We start from the raw sequence: 19,757 nt of genomic DNA, 5'->3' as shown, positions 1-19,757 counted from the left end.
TGAGGTTTGAATGATGACAAATGTATATTTTTTAAGACATGGTGAAACGGATTGGAATTTGGAAGGTAGAACGCAAGGCAGAACGGATATTCCTTTGAATCGTAATGGCGAATTACAAGCTAACGAAAGTGGTGTAGCTTTAAAGGATAAAAAGATTGATGTGATTATTACGAGTCCTTTAAAAAGAGCTAAAAAAACTGCCGAAATCGTTCAAGAACAATTGAATGTAGATTTGATTGAGAGAGAAGCGTTTATTGAATTATCGTTTGGTGATGCTGAAGGTATGACGCTTGCTGAAAAACTCGAACGATTCCCAAATCGAATATATCCTAATAGTGAAGATGGGGCTAGTATCGAGCATAGATTCGTAAATGGATTGTCTGAATTACATGAAAAATATCCAAATCAAAATGTAGTAGTTGTATCTCATGGTGCCTTTATTAATGCCATATTATATCATTATTCAAATGGAGAAACAGGGACAGGAAAAATTAAACTTACAAACGGTAGCATATCGTCGTTAAAAATATCAGACGATAAAGTAGAAATATTAGAATGTAATCAAGTAAATCACTTGTCTCAATATAAGAAAATTGGTGAGATATAAAGGATGATTGTATGAAAATTAGAATGTTCGATTCAAAAGATGCAAAAGCAGTTAGTGAAATGATTATTCACACATTGAGAACAACCAATGTAAAAGATGAACCAGTTGAAGAGATAGAAAAAGTTGTGAGTAGCATGACACCTGAAGCAATAATTGAAAGAGCAAGTTTTACAAATTTTTATATATTTGAAGAAAATAATCAAATAATAGCAACAGGTGCAATTGGACCGTATTGGGGTAGCCAAACTGAAAGTAGCTTGTTTACCATTTTTGTATCACCAGATCATCAAGGAAGAGGTATTGGTAAGTTCATAATAGAAACCCTTGAAAATGACTATTATTATAAACGTGCACAACGTATAGAAATTCCAGCATCAGTTACAGCAGTAGAGTTCTATAAAAAGTATGGTTATGATTTCAAGAATGGTATCAAATTTCAAGATGCTGAAGGTATTTATAGAATGGAAAAATTTAAATAAAACTACCTAAGCTTTAGTTATCTATATTTCTATATTCATAACTTAAACTTATCATTCAAAATACTAAATTTGTCATATTTATTATGATTCATTTGTGATAGCTTGAATATAAGAGAAATATAGTGAGAAAGAGGATATTATGTTTGTTTTCATTTTAACGGAAGTGTTATTACCGCTTCTTATTTTAATTTTTGTTGGGTTTTTATTACAGAGAAAGTTTGAATTTAATTTAAAACATTTTTCTACACTTATTACTTATTGTTTAATGCCTGTTGCGGTTTTTGCGAATATTTATGATATTACGATTCAGATGGATTTGTTATTAAAGGTTCTATACTATATTGTAGCTTATAGTTTAGTTATGATTTTAATTGGTAATTTATTTGCTAAAGTATTGAATCTTCAAAAAGGTGAGAGTGCGGCGTTAAAGAATAGCATCTCTTTGATGAATTCTGGTAACTATGGTTTGCCGGTCAGTCAATTAATCTTTAGTCAAAATCCTATTGGTGTTGCTGTACAAATATTCGTGCTTATTTTCCAAAATCTACTTACGTATTCTTATGGTATGTATAATTTACTTTCCACTACTAAAAGTTTAAAAGATATTGTCATTTCTTTTTTGAAGCTACCTGTTTTTCATGCACTGATTTTAGGGATTATATTTCAAGTAGGGCATATTAAATTATCTCAAGTGTTTCTTATTCCTATCCATCAAATTTCAGATAGTTTTGCGCCAATTGCTTTAATTTTATTAGGTGCTCAATTAGCGCATATTAAATTGAAATTATTGCATAGAGCGATTATGGGATCGTTGATTGGTAGGTTGATAATTGGACCACTTACTGCACTTGGTTTAATTTATTTATTCCATATTGATGGCGTTATTGCACAATCGTTATTTATAGCTAGTGCCTTTCCAACTTCAAGAAATACATCAACGATTGCTTTTGAATATGATGTGGAACCTGAACTACATGCTCAAATTGTATTATTCTCCACATTATTAAGTTCAGTCACAGTTTCAATCGTCATTTATTTTTCATATATACTATTTACTTAAGTGAATATCGTTTAAATTTATAATGTCCATGCTTACTAAGATGTAAGCGAGGACATTTTTTGTTTATATACTATTAGATGAAAGATGTATATTATTATATTTAAATATTAAGTTGACACTATAAAAAAGTGAGCGTATACTCTTTAAACATGAAAAGGAGCTGTATACGTTTGAAGTTTAATAAAAAGAAAATCAACGTCGTAGATATCGGTATGGCAAAGAAAAGTGTATTTGCTACTGGTATTGGTAATGCAATGGAATGGTTTGACTTTGCACTATATTCTTACCTTGCAGTTATCATTAGTAAGAATTTCTTCAGTCCAGTTCAAAATGATGAATTAAAATTAATTTTCACTTTTGCAACATTTGCGATAGCATTCTTACTTAGACCAGTGGGCGGAATCGTCTTTGGTAAAATAGGTGACAAGCTAGGTAGAAAAGTTGTCTTAACATTTACTATTATTATGATGGCAATTTCTACTTTGATTATTGGACTATTACCTACATATGATCAAATCGGAGTTTGGGCACCAATTTTATTATTGCTAGCTCGTATTTTACAAGGTTTCTCAGTAGGTGGGGAATATGCTGGTGCGATGGTTTATATCGCAGAGTCTTCACCGGATAATAAAAGAATTAGATTAGGTAGTGGATTAGAAATTGGTACTTTAACTGGTTATATTGTGGCATCTATCCTTGTTACAGTATTGTTCTGGACACTATCAGACGCTCAAATGAATTCTTGGGGTTGGAGAATTCCATTCTTCTTAAGCGCGCCAATTGGATTGATTGGTCTTTATTTGAGAACGCATTTAGAAGAAACGCCAATTTTTGAAAATGATATCGCTGATCAAAAAGATCAACTGAGCGTTATTGAAATTATAAAACAATATAAAAAAGATATCTTATTATGTATTGTGTTTGTAGCCTTCTTTAATATTACAAACTATGTATTATTAGGTTACATGCCTTCATATCTAGATGAAACAGTTGGTATTAGTGATCGTATTAGTACACCGATAACAGCGATTGTATTACTGATTATGGTACCGTTCGCACTTACATTTGGTAGACTTGGCGACAAAATAGGTAATAAGAAAGTAATTTCATTCGGTCTAATCTTAGGTATATTAGTATCTGTTGTTTCATTCCAATTCTTAAACATTGGGGGACTAGGATTCTTATTCCTTGGATTACTATTGTTAGGTATCGTATTATCAGTTTACGAAGGTACAATGCCAGGTTCATTACCAACATTGTTCCATACAGATATTCGTTACAGAACATTATCATGGACATTTAATATTTCAGTTTCGTTATTTGGTGGTACAACACCATTAGTAGCTTCATGGTTAGTACACGTGACAGGTAATAATTTAGCACCTGCATTCTATTTATTGGGTGTGAGTATTATTGGTCTGATTGTTGTCTTAACATTATTTGAAGATACTTCTAAAAAATCATTAAAAGGATCTTATCCAACTGTAGCATCGAAAAAAGAATTTGTTCATGCTGTAGAAAATCCGAAAGATTCATTATGGTGGCATAACGAAAGTACAAAATCATAATTTACATTAAAGAGTCTGGGACTGAAAAGTTCTAGACTCTTTTTCATATTTTTAGAAATATGAGGGTCAACATTGCAAGTGAGGTGCGACAAGCAACATAGACGATCCCTATGTTGCAAGACAGCCCAAACAAGCAACATAGAAACTCACGTTTACATTGATTTTTCCTTATAAAAAAGACCGGGACATAATGCTATGTCTCAGTCTCTTGTAGTATCTTATCAGTAGATGTCTTAATTGAAATACGCTTGTACTAAGTTTTTTCAACTCTAGTGATCCTTGCCGGGGCGGGACTACGAAATCTTTTTGTTATATGTGTAATGAAAGACTTAATTGGGTAAAGTAGTGAAGAAGTAATAGTAAATGATATATTGTAAGAGGAGCTGATAAGGATGGGAAACATAGTAAAACGTATTTTAAGATATGTTGGTACAGTTTTAATTATGAGACTTATAAGAAATCTTTTTAGTAAAGGTTCTAATAAACGTTAAAGAATCATGAATTTCTTTAGATTATTATTAAAATAATGTTTAGAGTTTATATACGTCGGGTATTTTATTATTACAAAGCTATTTACCTAGAGTGGTTTTGAAAATATTTATTCGTATATGACATAAGCACCGCACAATTTTGTGTGGTGCTTTTATTTGTTAAATATATCTGTATCAAAAAAGAAGCATATCACAAAATTAATTAAGTGATATGCTTCTTTATATTTATTGTACTTTCTATTTTTTAATTGCTTTTAAAATGAATGAAAGTACTAAGATTAAGATGATTGAACCGATTAATGCTGGAATAATTGCAATTCCACCTATTACTGGTCCCATATCTCCTAATAATTTACCACCAATTGCTGAACCAATAATACCTGCGATAATATTACCAATAATACCGCCTGGAATATCTTTACCTAAAATAACACCTGCTAGCCAGCCGATTAAACCGCCGACGATTAACATTAATATAAAGCCCATATATAATTACCTCCTACTTTTACACTTCTTTATATATATCCAAAGTGAAGATACGTTAAACACTTATAAAGAAAATTATTGGTAAAATTAAACAATAATTGTAGTAAATAGTTGGTTTTTTAAAATATTGGTATTATTTTATGAGCTTCTAGGATATCTTTAGTCCAAAAATATTGTTTGCCTTGTCCTGTATATGCTGGTACTAAAACATCATTTCTAATACAGGCATAGAACCATTCTGGATCGACACTACTATATAATAAAGTTTGGTATTCAATAAAATCTGATTTCCAGTTTATATTAAGTTCTTTCATAACTATACACTCCATAAATATTAAGCTTTATGACCTGCAATTAAGTTTTTTCGTTTATGTGAATGGTGTTCAAACAAAGTATGAAGAAAAACGTGTATATGGACCATACCCATCTAATAGATCTATTTCTGTATATGCTGAGGGTAAATATAAAGGTAAAACTTTAAAGTCTAATACGGTTAAAGTTAAAGAAAATAAAGATATCAATAATCAAAATATAACTTTAGAATTTGATACAACGAAGATAGATGAAATGGTTAAAAAAGATAGAGAAATAGAAAACGAAGCTAAGGCATTTATGGACGACTATACCAAAGACTTAAATAAAGCCTATAAAGAAGTTGAGTTTAAGCATGTAGAAAAGTATTTTGAACCTAATTCTAGCTTGTCTAATCATATTAAATCTATGGTAGACAGTAAAAATAAATCTAAGTACACTATGCCGACATATACAGGCTATAAAAAAGATGGTTCAAAGATATATATTGAATTAGTTAAAAAAGATAAGTCTAATAATCCGATTAAATCACAATATGAATTAGCGTATGATCATAAAGATAAGTCATTTAAAATCGTATCATATGGTGATATTCAAAAAACATAAGTTAGTAAAAGGATTAATAATTCACTGAATGTATTTTAAAAATTGGAAATTTTCTGATAAAATAGTGTGTTTTTTTATTTATTGATGATATAATAATAATCGTACATATATTTAATTTCAGGAGGCGATAAATATGAAAACTTTAGAACGTGATTGGAAAGAAAGTATTTTTGAACCTGTACTTAATGTAAGTAATGACAAATGGGATTAAATTCAATAAACAAAAGTCTTATAGAATATATTCTATAAGACTTTTGTTTATTGAATTTAGAAAGGATGAATAAAATGATATATACATCTAATGATAATTTAGAAATTTACAATGAAGACATGGAAGAATTATTTAAAATTGATAACTTGCTCAAAAATTTAAACTTAAGAGATAAGAAAGAAACTGAAAATACCATCCATACTGTATTAGATATATCTAGTAAAATACGACATTTTGCAGTGGCTGAACAATTATTTGGAATGGCTATTGGATTTAAAAATAGTTATGTAAGGTCAAAATTAATAGATTTTGTTAAAAGTTGGTTGCCTTATCCTTCAGCAATTGAAACAATAATTAGGCTAACTCATGATCCAGACGATCTTGTTTCTTTTAAAGCTATGAGTATTTGTGGTGAAGAAAAAATAGAATTATCAGTAAAATATTTATCAGATATTGTTGGAGATATTACGGAAAGAAACACACCTAGAAAGCCTGTAGGTTTAGGTGCCCAAATAGTAATACATAATTTACTGAAAATCTATGGAGCAAAAAATGAAGAAGAACTATCATATAAAAAAGCATATTTTGAAAAACATTTAAAATTTATGAATCATTATGAAAACAAAGTAGATATTTCTGCAGTAATTAAAGATGAGTTTAAATCTTTAAATGAAGAAAATATGATTTATATAGAAGAGGGTTTCTTTAATTATGGTATAAGTGAAAATGATATTAAAGAAAAAGATTTTGCTTGGACAGACAATGCTCCTAGTACTAAAGTTTGGTTACCTGCCTATTATATAGATAAATACCCAGTGACTAATGAGGAATATGATGAATTTTGTGAATTTGTAGAAAAATATGGACATATTTTTTGTCATCCAAATGAACCGAAAAATAAAAATCACAGAAGAAATACTTACTATGATTCTAAATATAAACCTGATCATCCTGTATCTGGGATTGATTTTTATGATGCTTATGCCTACGCTAGATGGAAAGGAAAAACTCTTCCATCTGAATTTCAATGGGAAAAAGCTGCTAAAGGAAATTCTGTAACAAAGTGGCCTTGGGGCAATGATTTTGATGGTAGCAAAGTACGTTATTCAGGAACTCTTTTTGAAAAAAAACCAGATTCTATATCAGAATGGCATGATAGATTAATAGATGTATATTATAACCAAGATATAGAACTCTCAGAAAGTATTAGTATAGAAAGAAATGTTTCGAGTTATGGAGTTCATAATATGCTTGGAGGTAATTGGGAATGGACCAAGAGTGATTACTTTTCCAAGAGAATGTTCCATCCTTCTTATAATCATAATCATGATAAATTAAATCAATTCGGAGTTTTAAAGGGAGGATCTTTTTATTCACATCAAGAGCTAATGTATCCGGCATTTAGAGGGAAAGATATACCGTATTGTAGGCATGATGAAATGGGATTTAGATGCGTTAAAGAAATTCCATTACCATTATTGAGAAAAGAAAATAAAAAACCTATTGAAAATAAGGCAATCTACTAATGTTTTACAATTTAAGTTTTTATTCGTTATTAGTAACGCAACTTGCCACTAATTTAGCTTTTTCTTTCTATACAATGGCAATTACTTATTATGTATATACACTAACTAATTCAGTCTTTTTTTCAAGTCTAATAACTTTTATTAGTGTTGGTTCAAAAATTCTTTCAGGGTTAAGTATAAGTATTATAACTGAAAAAATTAAAGTAAAAAACCTTTTATTATTTAATGCAGTGTTTCAAATACTATGCATGATAATACTCCTGATAAGTATAAATAATAATGTCAACATGATTATTGTTTATATAATAATCATGTTTCTATCCTTTTCAAATGGTATTTTCACTCCACTGAAATCAAGAATACTGAAAGAAAATCTTGATAGTAATGAAATGGCAAAAGGTCTGTCTCTCATTACGAGTTTAGATCAGATACTGCTATTTTCAGGATGGATATTAGGAGCATGGATTATCTCATTGATTGGTAATAATAACCTTTTATTACTTTCTTTAATATTACTTTCATTAGCTTTTATTGCAATTATTAATATAAAAATTAAAAATGAAAAGGAAGAACTACAAGGTAAAAATCCGATTATAACAATTATGAATTCTTTTTCGGTTTTAAAAGGTATCCCTGTAATTAGAGTTTTAATTATCATTGAGTGTTTAGAAGTTTTGATGGGTTCTATTTGGATAGGATCCGTGACATTAAAATTTGTTCAAGTACATTTAAAGCATGATGTAACATGGTGGGGATATGTTAATGCTAGTTACTACTTAGGCACTATATTAGGCGCTTTTATTGTAATAAAATATGCTGAATTCTTTAACAAACGACCTATCCAAAAGATTACTATTTTTATGTTTATATATGGAATTTTATTGATTCTATATTCTTTTAATATAATTGATGTAATTGCATTAGTACTAGTGGTGCTAATCGGTCCAGTTTTACAAATAAAAGATATTATTCAGGAAACTTACTTTATAAATAAAATTAATGAAAAAGATATGATTAAGATCACAGGTTTAAAGAATTCACTTGTGCAACTTTCTTTTCTATTTTCTATATTACTAGTTGGTTATATAACTGAATATATAGCTATACAGTATATTTATACTATTTCAGGTGTGTTAACTTGTTTAATAGCAATTATGTTTTCTAGGTATATGTATACTAAAAATATAAACTTAGAAAAAAGTGATATAAAAACATAGATTATATAAAATTTGATATAATCTTGTTCATTTCAAACAAATCTTCTTTAACTATATTGAACTAGCAAAAAAGAATAAATCGAAAAATCCGATTAAATCACAATATGAATTAGTGTAGCATCATAAAAATAAATTACTAAAAATCGTATCAAATGGTGATATATAATTGACTAGCATGATAAAAGGAAAAATGAATGCTATGATTTACCTACCTGTGTAATAAACATAGGTAGTTTTTTTGTATTTCAACCAACAAATAGTTAATAATAATTTACAATATGTGTGTTTGTGTGTTACAATATGTTTGTAGTTAAAAACAGGAAGGAGTGAAAAAATGAATACGCAGGCATTGAAGTTTGTATATAACAATAAGATTTATACACTGACTAAGCATAACATTGGTAAAGGTTATACCTGTATTGTCGTTTTTGAAAATGGTGTTTTTCTAGGATTATTAGATCTACCTGTAAATGAGCAGATAGAAAACGTGTTACTCGATACCGCTTCAAAAATAAAAAAAGACGCAACGTTTTTAGAAAAAACGCACGCCTAAATCGAAAGTTTTTAAAAGTGCTTGTGAACTAAGTTATCACCTTAAAAACTGGTGGAATGAGGACACATTCCACCTCTTATTATAACACTATAGGAGGTAATTATCATGACTAGAATGAATAAAAAGATTAATTCAATTGAATTTATTTCAAATGGTAATCTGTATGATTTAAGACTGCAAGAAACCGACAAAGAAGATAAAGTCAGACAATACGAAAATGGTTATTTAAAAGGTGTTGCTGCAAGAGGAAATAATGAACCTTCTGAAATTGTTGTCTTATTAAAAAGTATTGAGATTATGAGAGATACAGACTTTGTTAATAAAGCTATAGAGTTTGAAAAAGATAATGAATTGTATGAATTAAGATTACAAGATGTATCAAATGGTGATTGTAAAGTAAGGTTATATAAAAACAATGAATATATAGACAATCTGAGTAAATCAGATACAGAAGATAAGTACAATATCGTTTTAATTAGAGCTTTAGGTATTTTGAACTCATCTCAAAGGAGAGTGGTTTAAATGATTAAATATCATACACAAAAATCACTCGAAAAACTACAAGATGTGATTGATAATTTTGTTAATGAAAAAGGCACTGGAATTACAAAAAATATAGATGAGAAATCAATTATACTCATCGGTTCAGATATGAAAATCGTAAATGAAGAAAGTCAATTCTCTTTTGTAACACTTAATGTTCAAACATTGGAATTAGATAAAGAAATAAAAAGCCCTAAAGATTGGATAACTGAGAAAAAGCCATTTAAATCAGTTGAAGATTTAGAAGAATACTTGAATGAAACCACTTATGAAGAATTAATTTGGTTCAAAGCGTTATAAAATTCTAAGGAGGGTTACTATGTTAGAGCAAATATTTGAAGCACATAACAAAAAGTATATGTTCTCAAAGATTGTTAACCTTTGGGGTGATGAAGAAATTGGTTTATATGAAAATTCGGATTTAATTGGATATCTAAATGAAAAATATTCAGTAGAAGAAGCAATCAAATTGATTACTGCACATCAGGAATTTAAAAAGTTAGGTGTTATAGTTTGATTCTGTTATTCCCCTGCTATGTTATGGTGGATATAAAAAAAGCGACCACACAAGTGATCGCACATTTGGTTAACAGAATCATCTATTGAACCAAACAAAAAGGTATATTTATTATAACATAATTATAGACGGAGGAACTAATATGGATTTCAAAAAAATTAATGAGGTTTTAAATCACGATCAAACTATATACACAAAATCTAATGGTATGAATGTAGCAATTAATACAGAATTAGGTTGTTATGTATCAGAAACAAGTGGTGTTTACTCGGTTTCTGATTTAAAAAACAATGACTTAACTAATATAGGACAAGAACCTATAAAAATCTTAGGTATGCAAGAAGTCGGAGATATACTTGGCAAAAGTAGACATGGTGTGCGCTGGGCTTTAGAAAATGAACATTATGATGTAGTACCTAAACCGGCTTTTGTAAATCATCAAAAACGTGGCAATACTTATTTTTGGTTAGAATCACAATTTGATAAGAAAGGTTGAAAAATATGAAGTACATCAAGACGTTACTCGCAATAATCCTAACAAGTACCCTATTAGCTGGGTGTGATTTGGAAAAGGATATTAAAAGAGAACTTAAACAAGAAGCTAATAATCAAATAGATAAAGGTTTAAATGAATTAAAGTCGAAAGCGTTTAGTAAAAAATCGACAGTAAAAACAAGTGAAGAAGATAAGGCGCTTATCAAAGTTCAAACTAACGAAGAAAATTACGCTTTATTGAACGACAATAAAACAACACTCACAGATTATGATCAGCAACTCTTGAACCAAAATGGTAATGATAAATTTTGGGCTAACTATTCAGATTTAGATGATTTAGGTAGAGGTGGCAGAGTTACAGCGCTTGTGACTAAGGAAGCAGTGGATAGTCATTCATCTAAAGCACAAGAACGCCCCTCTTTTGATTCAACAGTTAGACTTGCAGGCGAATTTAAAGATGGTACTTACGATCCACTTGAAAAAAGGTGGAAAGGCAATGAAAGTAATAATCAAATATTACAGTTAGATGGTTATAGAGGTTATATCTATAACAAATCTCACTCATTAGCATGGTCATTGGGTGGAGATATGGAAACACATAATTTAACACTAGGTACAAGAGCGCAAAATGTTGGTAGTAATAGAGCTAGTGAAGGTGGCGGTATGGGTTATCCTGAAACTCAAGTGAGAAATGCGATATATAACCACCCTGAAGCTAAGATTTATTATGATGTACACCCTGTGTACAATAATGATGAATTATTACCACGGGGTTCACATGTGAGAGCTTATTCTATTAATGACAACGGTCAGACTGTTAACTTAAACGTTTGGGTATCTAATACTCAAAAAGGTGTATCGATTAATTATAAAGATGGTACTTATGAATATTGAAATAGTTAGGGGGATATTATGGAATTTATTGTAAAACATGCAAGTAAAATAAGAATGATAGTTATTGTTATTTTTATAGCTATTATTAATTTGATTGGAGATAATATATATTCTCCTTATTACTATATACCGTTAACTATCTTATTTATGACAATACATTTTTGGTTAATCGGCATTCGAAACAAGAGACAAGCTTTAAGTATCAAAGCTTTTAGGGTAAATATGATATTAAATATTATCCTTTTTATACTATGTTTTATAGGTGTGTATATATTTAGTGTAGACAATCACTGGATTAACAATCCTTTTATTGTACTATGTTACATTTTTATTATAGTAATAATAGCAATTTATATATATCACAGAGAAAGAAAAAATAATGAAGTATCTAATGGTAAATGATAATAGAACATATATTGAGGTTACTTGTCCTTATTGTAATAATCATGATGGAAATTTATTTAAAAAAATTAACAATGCCACGATGAAATTATCAAGATGTAATACATGTAATAAGGTATATGAAATTAGGAAAGAAAAACCTCACAAATACTTGATTGTAAAATATCAATGACAAATATAAAAACCACAACAATTATAGCGACTTGTTGTGGTTTTAACGTTCATATGACATAGTGTTGGTTTATTAGTGTATGATTAAATGCTGCCGTAATTAACAACCTATAAGTTTACTATACAATATTTTACATACGAATGGTAGTATATATAAGTCCGATTTTAAAGGAAAAAAAGAGAGAAACATAGATCAAAAGGGAACTATGTTTCTCTTTATAATTATTAAACAGTTTCTTGAATTGTATCTATATAATTCCCGAATTCTGTTTTTATATTAGTAATTGTTTCTTTAGAAAAACTTATGATATCTATCACAGAATTACTAAGATATATCATATTTTTATCATTATAGAAGATGATATATGGTTCTACTAATCCTTTTTGAATATATAAAGAATAATTAATTATTTCTGTATTTTTTATATTTTCAATAGTTGCAATAATATATTTTTCATCAGTATAATGGAGTTCTTCATGCCAGTTTGTAATAGATAGAAAACGACCAATTCGTGTTTTTTCTCTAAATTTAACAGGATATAAATACTCAGATAAAAATGAACACTTTGTATTAGATTGGTTGCTAAACAACTGATTAATAATTTTAGAAAGTTGCTTTTTTTCAAAACTATCTATATCAAAACGCATTCTATTTTCATGAGATGATTGAAAAAATGGAATTTCACTTTCTAAATCAAAATTTATTTGTTGTTCTCCGATGTTAATAATCATTTTTTAATCTCCAATTCTTTTTAGGTTGGCATCATATGTACCGCTTCTTGTTTTCTTACTACCTAGATTTTTAATGCTACTTGCACCTTTCCATGCTCCTCCATTGTGACCATCTTTATCAACAGAGATATATTTGGGATTGCCTTTACCATTTTTCTTAAAGACCTTTTTGCCATGAGATACAGATTTTGTTGCAGAATAACCTAAGTTTTTAGCTGCTTGAGCAGCAACTTGAGGGCTTGTACGAATCATTGATGTTACAACGGTTTTACCATATTTTTTGATAGCCATTTTAAGACCTTGTTTAGCTATAAAGCCAACTAATACAGCGACTACAGGAGCAACTGAAGCTTTAACTTCATTTGTATCATATACTAATTTTTCTCCAGTATCTTGATCAGTAAATTCAGCTTTAAAGTCATTTTCATTCACAATTCTTAAAAACGTTACATCATATGTTTTATCTAGGTTATTACCATATTCGTCATTTAATGAAGCGTCTACGGTAATTTTATCTGTATTTTGATCAAATTCTAAGCTACTTTCAATATCTAAATCATTTGAGTTATAATTATTTTCAATGTAATTACGGTTATCTTTGGTATAAATATTTTCGTCAATGTTATTTTCGTTCACTTTACTATTAGCACTATTTATATCTGTTTCTTTAATAACTTCAGCAGCTTCCGCAAAGTTTCCATAAGTAATCGTGATTATACTAGCAAGTAATAAAGCTATAAGTTTGTTTTTCATATTTTCTCCTTTGATGTATCAATTTATTGGGTATTTTTTTAAAACATGTGACAAATTATTTCTTGAATCCAATTTAGTTGTTAGGTAAGAAGTGAAATAAGCAGCGGCAAAAGATGTTCCATTTACAGTTGTAATTTCATCTTTTGAATCTAATGTATAAACTTCGACACCGGGCGCTTTAAAATCGACTTTTTTAGTTGGTGCATAAATAAATGGTTTGTTATTTTTATCTATTGCTGTAATAGAATAGACCTCATTGAAACGAGCAGGATAGTCACTATAATCATCCATATTATTTCCCGCTGCACCTACTAAAATGATACCTTGTTTTTTAGCTTTTTTTATAACATCATGTAATTCTTTGTTGTAACGTTGAAAGCCAAAACTCATATTGATAATATCTACATCGTTTTTAATACACCAATTGATGCCATTCACTATACTATCTGTCTCTCCACCGAGTTCATCATCTAAAACCTTAACATCGTAAATACTTACTGTTTTGCTTATCCCGATTAACTTTTCTTTATGTTTCCCATATGTGATAATACTTGCGATTTGTGTGGCATGATTACTTTTAGTGTTTATTTGATTACGTTTATTTATAGCATCATATTTTTTTATGACAAACGCATTGTTAATTCTTTCATTATTAATACCTGTATCTAATATAGCCACTTTGGTATTAGAGTTGTTTGAATCTTTTTTTGTTAAATTTAGCGTTTCCCACGTCCAATTATTTGGCTGTTTGTAGAAATAAAATGAGAAAAAAACTATAAGAATAATGATTACTATAAATAGATATTTGACACTACGTTTCATACGACACCCATCATTATTATCTAAATATACCCTTATTGAGATTGTTTAGAGAATAAAGACCTCCTGTTTAAATTTATATATTCAGTAATATAAAGAATAAAAAACATTCTGAATATATATACTTTATATATTTACTTATCTTCATATTTATGTCAATGATTGTTTGTATTTACAATATATGTTTATAAAGTTCATGTTTATGCTTTATGACCTGCTATAAGTCCTTTTCTTTCTAATAATGTACCACTATTTAATAAGCTTGAACCGCGCATAACAATATCTTTGCCATATTTCATACGTATAAAATCTAAATGATTTTCGAGTGTCTCTGTCTTAATTTGATACGGATCGTCGAATAAAGATAGTTGCTTAATTTGGTTTGGAATAAATTTGCCAAATGATATCGCGATCGTTCTATAAAGTCTGTCCGGTTCTAACCGTTGAGATAAATAATCCCATAATAATTGTGTGATAACATAAGTATTCATAAATCCCGTTTTATTTGTAAATTGCTTCCGCACGCCTCCAACGTCTGCATAACCGACACTCACGCTAATACGTGTAGGGTATAAATTGAGCTTTCTAGAACGGAAATAAACTTCATCTACTTGTTCATTTAATACAGTCTTAAGTTCATTCATACTGTAATCACGCATAAGTATTTGCGACTTACCTAGAGATTTATCATATATACGATGAGGATTTCTAATGACGCTTTCATCAATACCATTAGCATGCAAATGAAGGTCAACGCCAATAACGCCAAAGTCCCGCTTCAAATATTCCACAGGATAGTTAGCTAAGTGACCAATTGTAAATATCCCTTTCTTATTAAGCTTAGCTTCTGTACGTCGATTGATTCCCCACATGTCTCGTAAAGGTTGAATGGACCAAACTTTAGACGGCACATCTTCATAGCGCCATTCTGATATACCAAGACTCGTATGCTTTGCGTCAATATCCATCGAAAGTTTCGCGAGTAATAAATTAGAGCCAATGCCAATCGTGCTACGAATTTGAGTATAATTAAATATACGCTCTTGAAGTTGCATCGCTAATGAAAAGGGAGAATGCGCAAATAAATGATACGACTCTGATACATCCATAAAGAATTCATCTATACTGTATTGATGAAAATCTTCAGGAGCAACATAATCCAAAGCAATTTTGCTAATCTGTGTTGATAATTGCATATATTTCTTCATAGATGGATTAATAACATAGATATCTTTACGTTGAGGTATTTCATATAAACGAGAACCTGTTTTAATACCAATTGCTTTTAAAGGTGGTGTAGCTGCCAAGACAACAGAACCTTTACGCTTCGTATCAGCCACAACAGCTAGCTTAGTCGTTAGCGGGTTCAAACCTTTTTCAATACATGAAACAGACGCAAAGAAACTTTTTAAATCCACGCATAAAATATCCCGATTTAGACAATAACTGTAGTCATACATAAAAATCACCCTAGTCATATTGTACTTTTATTATACGAACATATGTTCTATTTTGTAAAGTATAAACTTGTGTAAAAGCACAATATATTATCATATGATGATTGTGACGTATTAGATTAAGACTTTAAATCTTGCCATTCTTCTCTTAAAAGCCCCATTCTAATAGAGTCGTAATAAGTTCCGTTATAATATCTTACTTTTCTAATTCTAGCTTCCATCGTCATACCAAGACGTTCTCCAATTTTAATCATGCCTTTATTTCCTGACCAAGTCGTATAACCAACGCGAACAATATCTAAAGTATTGAATAAATGATCAATCCACATACGCATGACATTAGTGCCAATGCCTTTACCCCAATTATCAGATTGATAGATTGAAATACCCATCTCTAGCCACTTAGAAGGTTCATGTTCCCAGTAATAAGAGACTGTACCAATAACTTCGTTGTTGTATATCACAGCCCATCTATTCGGAACATTTATCCAATCATCCTTTTGTAGCAAGAAATCATCATATGACATAGCATGATGAGGAAAATAAGGCGCATCCCATAACTTCCATTCAGGATTTGAGTCCTTAAAAGCCATCTGCCATATACTATTTAAATCTTCTAATTTAATAGGTCTAATATGTAATTCACAATTTTCACCCATGTTATCCCTCAGTTCTGTATAAAATAATTAAAATTATTATATCATGTGAATTGGAAAAATTATAATTTCTTTGAAGTTTACAGTTTTGAAAATAAGCTATATGAATTATTAAGAATATGTAGCCAATCAATATAATCTAATAAAAAATGGTTACTTTCCATCGCATAATTTTAAAATACAGTTTTTGACAATAATATTTATAAATTATAAAATAAAAAAAGAGAGGTGCTCATTATGTCAGAATATGTTACGAGAAATGAATTTGAACAATTTAAAAAGTGTGTTGATGAACGTTTCGATACTTTGAACAATAAGATTGATCATTTGCTAAGTATCATTCAAGACAAAATTACAATTTCAATGAACAACCTTGAAAGAAGTATTAATGAAACAATAAGAAAAATAGAAAAGCGGTTATTGCATCTGTTCTATCGGGTGTAGGTGTATTAATAACACCAGCAGGGTTAATTGGAAATATATTAGGTGTGTTTTAATAAGAAAGACTTAATCTTACAAAATTGTAAGCTTAGAAGCCTGTTGTGACAACAATGTTAGGACTATTTCAAGTGAGATGATGCTATCATTTTACTTGAAAGGAGAGATAACATTGAAAGGTTTATTAAAAGGTATTGTTTTTCTAATTATATTTGTCATTTTATGTTGTTGTTTATTAATCGTTATATTTAGTACATCTGGCTCAAGTGAGATTAAAGGTGTATCAGATCAATTAAATCCATTTATGAAAGAGAAATACGCTTATGTAAAGACAAAGCTACCTGATGCTGTTGAAGAACATAATATTAGAAGATATAAGCAAGATATTGTAGATGAAGATGGTAAACGTACGAAAGTGGAATTTATATCATCAGATGAGCTTAAAACAAATCACTATTTAAAAATTAAGCATAAAGGGGCACATGTGGAATCATTTGAAGAAGTTGATAAAAGTGAAATACCAAAGAAAGTGCTAAACGTTATAGAATAAAAAAGAACGAGATGATCAATTTATCTCGTTCTTTTTATTTGTAATAAATATTTAATATAACGAAATATTCTTCAAGTATATTAATTAATTATAGTTTGTAATACAATATAAAAATAAAATATAAGGGGGATTATTATGAAGTACAAGTTTGGAACAGCAATAATTTTGACGACAAGTATATTATTTTCTCAATCTGTTGGATATATCAATGCAGAAGAACATCAAAGTGAACAAACAGAGAACACAAGCAAATCGATTAGTTTTGAACAAGCACAAAAGATGAACCCGAAAGAATTAACAGGCTTGCTAACGGATGAAGATCTTAAATTACATAATAAAGATGCAGAAGAAAATTCTACAGAAATAGAATCCAATCAACATACAAATGAAGCGTATCAAGATGTTAATAATTATATTGCTAAAAATAATATTAAGCCGTCTACAATCACGCAAGATTCTAGAATGGATAGTTTGCCGAAATATGACTATAAATCAGATAAGTTTATCGGTGTGATTATACATGAAACAGCTAATCCTGATAGCACAATAGATGAAGAAATCAATTACATGTATAACAATTATGAAAGTGCGTTTGTTCATGCTTATGCAAGTAGTAGTAAAATTGTTCAAACAGCATCTAGTGATTATTTAGCTTGGGGAGCAGGTGCAAAAGCCAATCCATATTTCTATCAAATAGAATTGGCTCAATCTAGTACATTTGACCAGTTTGCGAAATCGGTTAATAATCAAGCATATTTAACTGCGAAAATGTTACACCAAAATGGACTGAAACCATCATTAGCCGATAATAATGAAGGAACAGGTACAGTTATCAGTCACAATGCCATTAGTCAGTATTATGGTGGAACAGATCATACAGATCCAATCAATTACTTTAGTCAGTGGGGCTATGATATGGATCGATTTTATAGTCTCGTTCAAAAGCATTATAATGATTTAAATGAATCGAGTGACAGTATTACAGGCGATACACATACTGTTGTTTCTGGAGATACGTTGTATAATATCTCTCAAAGAAGCGGCGTAAGTGTAGCTAAACTTAAATCATTAAATAATTTAAGTTCAAATGATATAAGTGTAGGACAAGTATTGAAACTGAAATAATTAAAAACACCTCTAAAGTGCAAGCGTTACTGTAACTTTAGAGGTGTTTCTTTATTTAAATTTAGGTATCAATTTAATATAGAATAGTTCGCCAATAAGCTCGACAAGTGTTTGTGTGACGACAACAGTTGTTACAATTGTTGACCATTTGTCTGGTAGAGATAAAGCTAATGGTAAGACAACTAATGCATTTCTTGTGCTAGTACTAAAAGCAATTGTGCGTTTTAAATCTGAAGGTAAAGCAAAGATTTTACCAGAAAGATAACCAATAAAAGGCGCGATGATCATAAAACAAATGTAAACAGGAACAACTATCCATACGATGTGTAAATCATTAAATATTTTTGAAATTTGAGAGCCTATAACCGTCATTAATACGAGTCCCATAAAAGGAACAGGCAACCATTCTGATAAAGATAAAATATTCGACATAGTATCGGACTTTTTGCTTAAAATCTGCATAAAAATAGCTATGAATAAAGGTACTAGAATAAGGTATACAAAAGTCTTTAGAAAAGGTATAAAGTCAATGTATTCCGAGAAATCTTGGTTTAAAAATATAAGAAAATATATCGGTAATAAAATGATTTGTAGAATAAATAAAATAGGTGTAGCAATCAACATAAAGCTTTCATTTCCGTGACCTAACTTCGTAAAAACAATCACATAATCAATACAAGGTGTCAGTAAAACTAAGTAAATGCCGATTAGAAGCGGTGTAGATGTAATATGAAATGCTGTGACAATTAGAAAAACAAAAATAGGAATAAAAATAAAATTAGAAATAATAAGTGCCACAAGAAATTTAAAATTTAATGCCTTTTGACGTAAAGATAAAAAAGGAATTTGAGCAAACATACTAAACAATAGAATCGCAATTAAAATAGAAATAAAAGGTTCAAAAATAGGACTAGCATGGTCAAACAATAAACCGAAACCTACGCCCATCATAATAAATAAAAGATATATATAAATTTGTTTCTCCTCTAAAAAAGACTTCAAGTAAGACATCATAACCTCCTGTAAATCGCTTAATATAAATCATAGTATGAAGTAGAAATTAATTCAATTGAATAAAAAGATAATGAA

Annotated in this window: 24 protein-coding genes; 16 read left to right on the top strand and 8 right to left on the bottom strand. The window is 29.5% G+C overall.

Annotated features, from left to right (window positions below):
• Positions 1-13 precede the first annotated feature (13 nt).
• The 4 genes from LQ693_RS07115 to LQ693_RS07100 all read left to right on the top strand — a co-directional run bounded on the left by LQ693_RS07115 (position 14) and on the right by LQ693_RS07100 (position 3,714).
• A complete protein-coding gene (locus LQ693_RS07115) occupies positions 14-607 on the top strand; it encodes a histidine phosphatase family protein (RefSeq protein WP_107566046.1) in 594 nt (197 codons plus the stop codon).
• A gap of 11 nt (positions 608-618) precedes the next feature.
• Positions 619-1,086 (top strand): GNAT family N-acetyltransferase, encoded by a 468-nt coding sequence (locus LQ693_RS07110; protein ID WP_107566047.1) that lies wholly within the window; start codon positions 619-621, stop codon positions 1,084-1,086.
• Between the two features lie 139 nt (positions 1,087-1,225).
• Positions 1,226-2,146, top strand: coding sequence for an AEC family transporter (locus LQ693_RS07105; protein WP_119494234.1), 921 nt, complete (start codon positions 1,226-1,228; stop codon positions 2,144-2,146).
• Positions 2,147-2,316: 170 nt separating this feature from the next.
• Positions 2,317-3,714 (top strand): MFS transporter, encoded by a 1,398-nt coding sequence (locus tag LQ693_RS07100; RefSeq protein ID WP_107618194.1) that lies wholly within the window; start codon positions 2,317-2,319, stop codon positions 3,712-3,714.
• A 728-nt stretch (positions 3,715-4,442) separates the two neighbouring features.
• On the opposite strand, the gene LQ693_RS07095 is transcribed toward LQ693_RS07100, so the two are convergent.
• Both LQ693_RS07095 and LQ693_RS07090 read right to left on the bottom strand, forming a co-directional pair.
• Positions 4,443-4,691 carry a GlsB/YeaQ/YmgE family stress response membrane protein gene (locus LQ693_RS07095; protein ID WP_025904335.1) on the bottom strand — a complete coding sequence of 83 codons (249 nt, stop codon included), beginning with the start codon at positions 4,689-4,691 and terminating at the stop codon, positions 4,443-4,445.
• 119 nt (positions 4,692-4,810) lie between these two features.
• The gene (locus LQ693_RS07090; protein WP_107566049.1) at positions 4,811-5,005 is read right to left on the bottom strand and encodes a hypothetical protein; all 195 of its coding nucleotides are present in this window, start codon (positions 5,003-5,005) and stop codon (positions 4,811-4,813) included.
• Positions 5,006-5,063: 58 nt separating this feature from the next.
• On the opposite strand from LQ693_RS07090, the gene LQ693_RS07085 reads away from it, so the two are divergent.
• The 10 genes from LQ693_RS07085 (at position 5,064) to LQ693_RS07040 (ending at position 11,967) form a co-directional block, all read left to right on the top strand.
• Positions 5,064-5,609, top strand: a complete 546-nt coding sequence (locus tag LQ693_RS07085) for a TcaA NTF2-like domain-containing protein (protein WP_107566050.1) — start codon at positions 5,064-5,066, stop codon at positions 5,607-5,609.
• Between the two features lie 285 nt (positions 5,610-5,894).
• The gene (locus LQ693_RS07080; RefSeq protein ID WP_107566191.1) at positions 5,895-7,346 is read left to right on the top strand and encodes a formylglycine-generating enzyme family protein; all 1,452 of its coding nucleotides are present in this window, start codon (positions 5,895-5,897) and stop codon (positions 7,344-7,346) included.
• The gene (locus LQ693_RS07075) at positions 7,346-8,563 is read left to right on the top strand and encodes an MFS transporter (RefSeq protein ID WP_107596634.1); all 1,218 of its coding nucleotides are present in this window, start codon (positions 7,346-7,348) and stop codon (positions 8,561-8,563) included. Before LQ693_RS07080 ends, LQ693_RS07075 begins: the two co-directional genes overlap by 1 nt.
• 334 nt (positions 8,564-8,897) lie before the next feature.
• A complete protein-coding gene (locus LQ693_RS07070; RefSeq protein WP_107566155.1) occupies positions 8,898-9,116 on the top strand; it encodes a hypothetical protein in 219 nt (72 codons plus the stop codon).
• A 105-nt stretch (positions 9,117-9,221) separates the two neighbouring features.
• Entirely contained in the window at positions 9,222-9,638 is a 417-nt protein-coding gene (locus LQ693_RS07065) for a hypothetical protein (RefSeq protein ID WP_239703122.1), read from the top strand.
• Complete coding sequence (locus LQ693_RS07060) at positions 9,639-9,959, top strand: hypothetical protein (RefSeq protein ID WP_107566157.1); 321 nt, start codon at positions 9,639-9,641, stop codon at positions 9,957-9,959.
• A 19-nt stretch (positions 9,960-9,978) separates the two neighbouring features.
• The gene (locus LQ693_RS07055) at positions 9,979-10,176 is read left to right on the top strand and encodes a hypothetical protein (protein ID WP_084756558.1); all 198 of its coding nucleotides are present in this window, start codon (positions 9,979-9,981) and stop codon (positions 10,174-10,176) included.
• A gap of 142 nt (positions 10,177-10,318) precedes the next feature.
• On the top strand, positions 10,319-10,672 hold the full coding sequence (locus LQ693_RS07050; RefSeq protein WP_084756559.1) for a hypothetical protein: 354 nt from the start codon (positions 10,319-10,321) through the stop codon (positions 10,670-10,672).
• Positions 10,673-10,677: 5 nt separating this feature from the next.
• The gene (locus LQ693_RS07045) at positions 10,678-11,565 is read left to right on the top strand and encodes a DNA/RNA non-specific endonuclease (RefSeq protein ID WP_107566158.1); all 888 of its coding nucleotides are present in this window, start codon (positions 10,678-10,680) and stop codon (positions 11,563-11,565) included.
• 18 nt (positions 11,566-11,583) lie between these two features.
• The gene (locus LQ693_RS07040) at positions 11,584-11,967 is read left to right on the top strand and encodes a hypothetical protein (protein ID WP_107566159.1); all 384 of its coding nucleotides are present in this window, start codon (positions 11,584-11,586) and stop codon (positions 11,965-11,967) included.
• A gap of 396 nt (positions 11,968-12,363) precedes the next feature.
• Here the strand turns inward: LQ693_RS07040 and LQ693_RS07035 are convergent, their stop codons facing one another.
• From LQ693_RS07035 to LQ693_RS07015, 5 genes are all read right to left on the bottom strand, one after another.
• Positions 12,364-12,870, bottom strand: coding sequence for a phage tail protein (locus LQ693_RS07035; RefSeq protein ID WP_107572999.1), 507 nt, complete (start codon positions 12,868-12,870; stop codon positions 12,364-12,366).
• A gap of 3 nt (positions 12,871-12,873) precedes the next feature.
• Positions 12,874-13,623: an SAR2788 family putative toxin gene (locus tag LQ693_RS07030; protein WP_107566199.1), complete on the bottom strand. Its 750-nt coding sequence runs from the start codon at positions 13,621-13,623 to the stop codon at positions 12,874-12,876.
• Between the two features lie 18 nt (positions 13,624-13,641).
• Positions 13,642-14,445 (bottom strand): S8 family peptidase, encoded by an 804-nt coding sequence (locus LQ693_RS07025; protein WP_107566200.1) that lies wholly within the window; start codon positions 14,443-14,445, stop codon positions 13,642-13,644.
• Between the two features lie 197 nt (positions 14,446-14,642).
• Entirely contained in the window at positions 14,643-15,902 is a 1,260-nt protein-coding gene (locus LQ693_RS07020; protein WP_107566129.1) for a Y-family DNA polymerase, read from the bottom strand.
• Positions 15,903-16,018: 116 nt separating this feature from the next.
• Complete coding sequence (locus LQ693_RS07015) at positions 16,019-16,558, bottom strand: GNAT family N-acetyltransferase (protein WP_107566130.1); 540 nt, start codon at positions 16,556-16,558, stop codon at positions 16,019-16,021.
• Between the two features lie 607 nt (positions 16,559-17,165).
• On the opposite strand from LQ693_RS07015, the gene LQ693_RS07010 reads away from it, so the two are divergent.
• Both LQ693_RS07010 and LQ693_RS07005 read left to right on the top strand, forming a co-directional pair.
• On the top strand, positions 17,166-17,543 hold the full coding sequence (locus LQ693_RS07010; RefSeq protein WP_158011184.1) for a YxeA family protein: 378 nt from the start codon (positions 17,166-17,168) through the stop codon (positions 17,541-17,543).
• Positions 17,544-17,678: 135 nt separating this feature from the next.
• Positions 17,679-18,668, top strand: a complete 990-nt coding sequence (locus tag LQ693_RS07005) for a LysM peptidoglycan-binding domain-containing protein (protein WP_119493957.1) — start codon at positions 17,679-17,681, stop codon at positions 18,666-18,668.
• A gap of 51 nt (positions 18,669-18,719) precedes the next feature.
• Here LQ693_RS07005 and LQ693_RS07000 read toward each other — a convergent pair whose 3' ends face one another.
• Positions 18,720-19,679 carry an arsenic resistance protein gene (locus tag LQ693_RS07000; RefSeq protein WP_119493956.1) on the bottom strand — a complete coding sequence of 320 codons (960 nt, stop codon included), beginning with the start codon at positions 19,677-19,679 and terminating at the stop codon, positions 18,720-18,722.
• Positions 19,680-19,757 lie beyond the last annotated feature (78 nt).

It is taken from the genome of Mammaliicoccus sp. B-M6 (assembly GCF_022386965.1).
Classification (GTDB): Bacteria; Bacillota; Bacilli; order Staphylococcales; family Staphylococcaceae; genus Mammaliicoccus; species Mammaliicoccus sciuri_A.
Note: the sequence above shows the minus strand (reverse complement) of the source record. Positions and strands in the feature narration are given on the sequence as shown.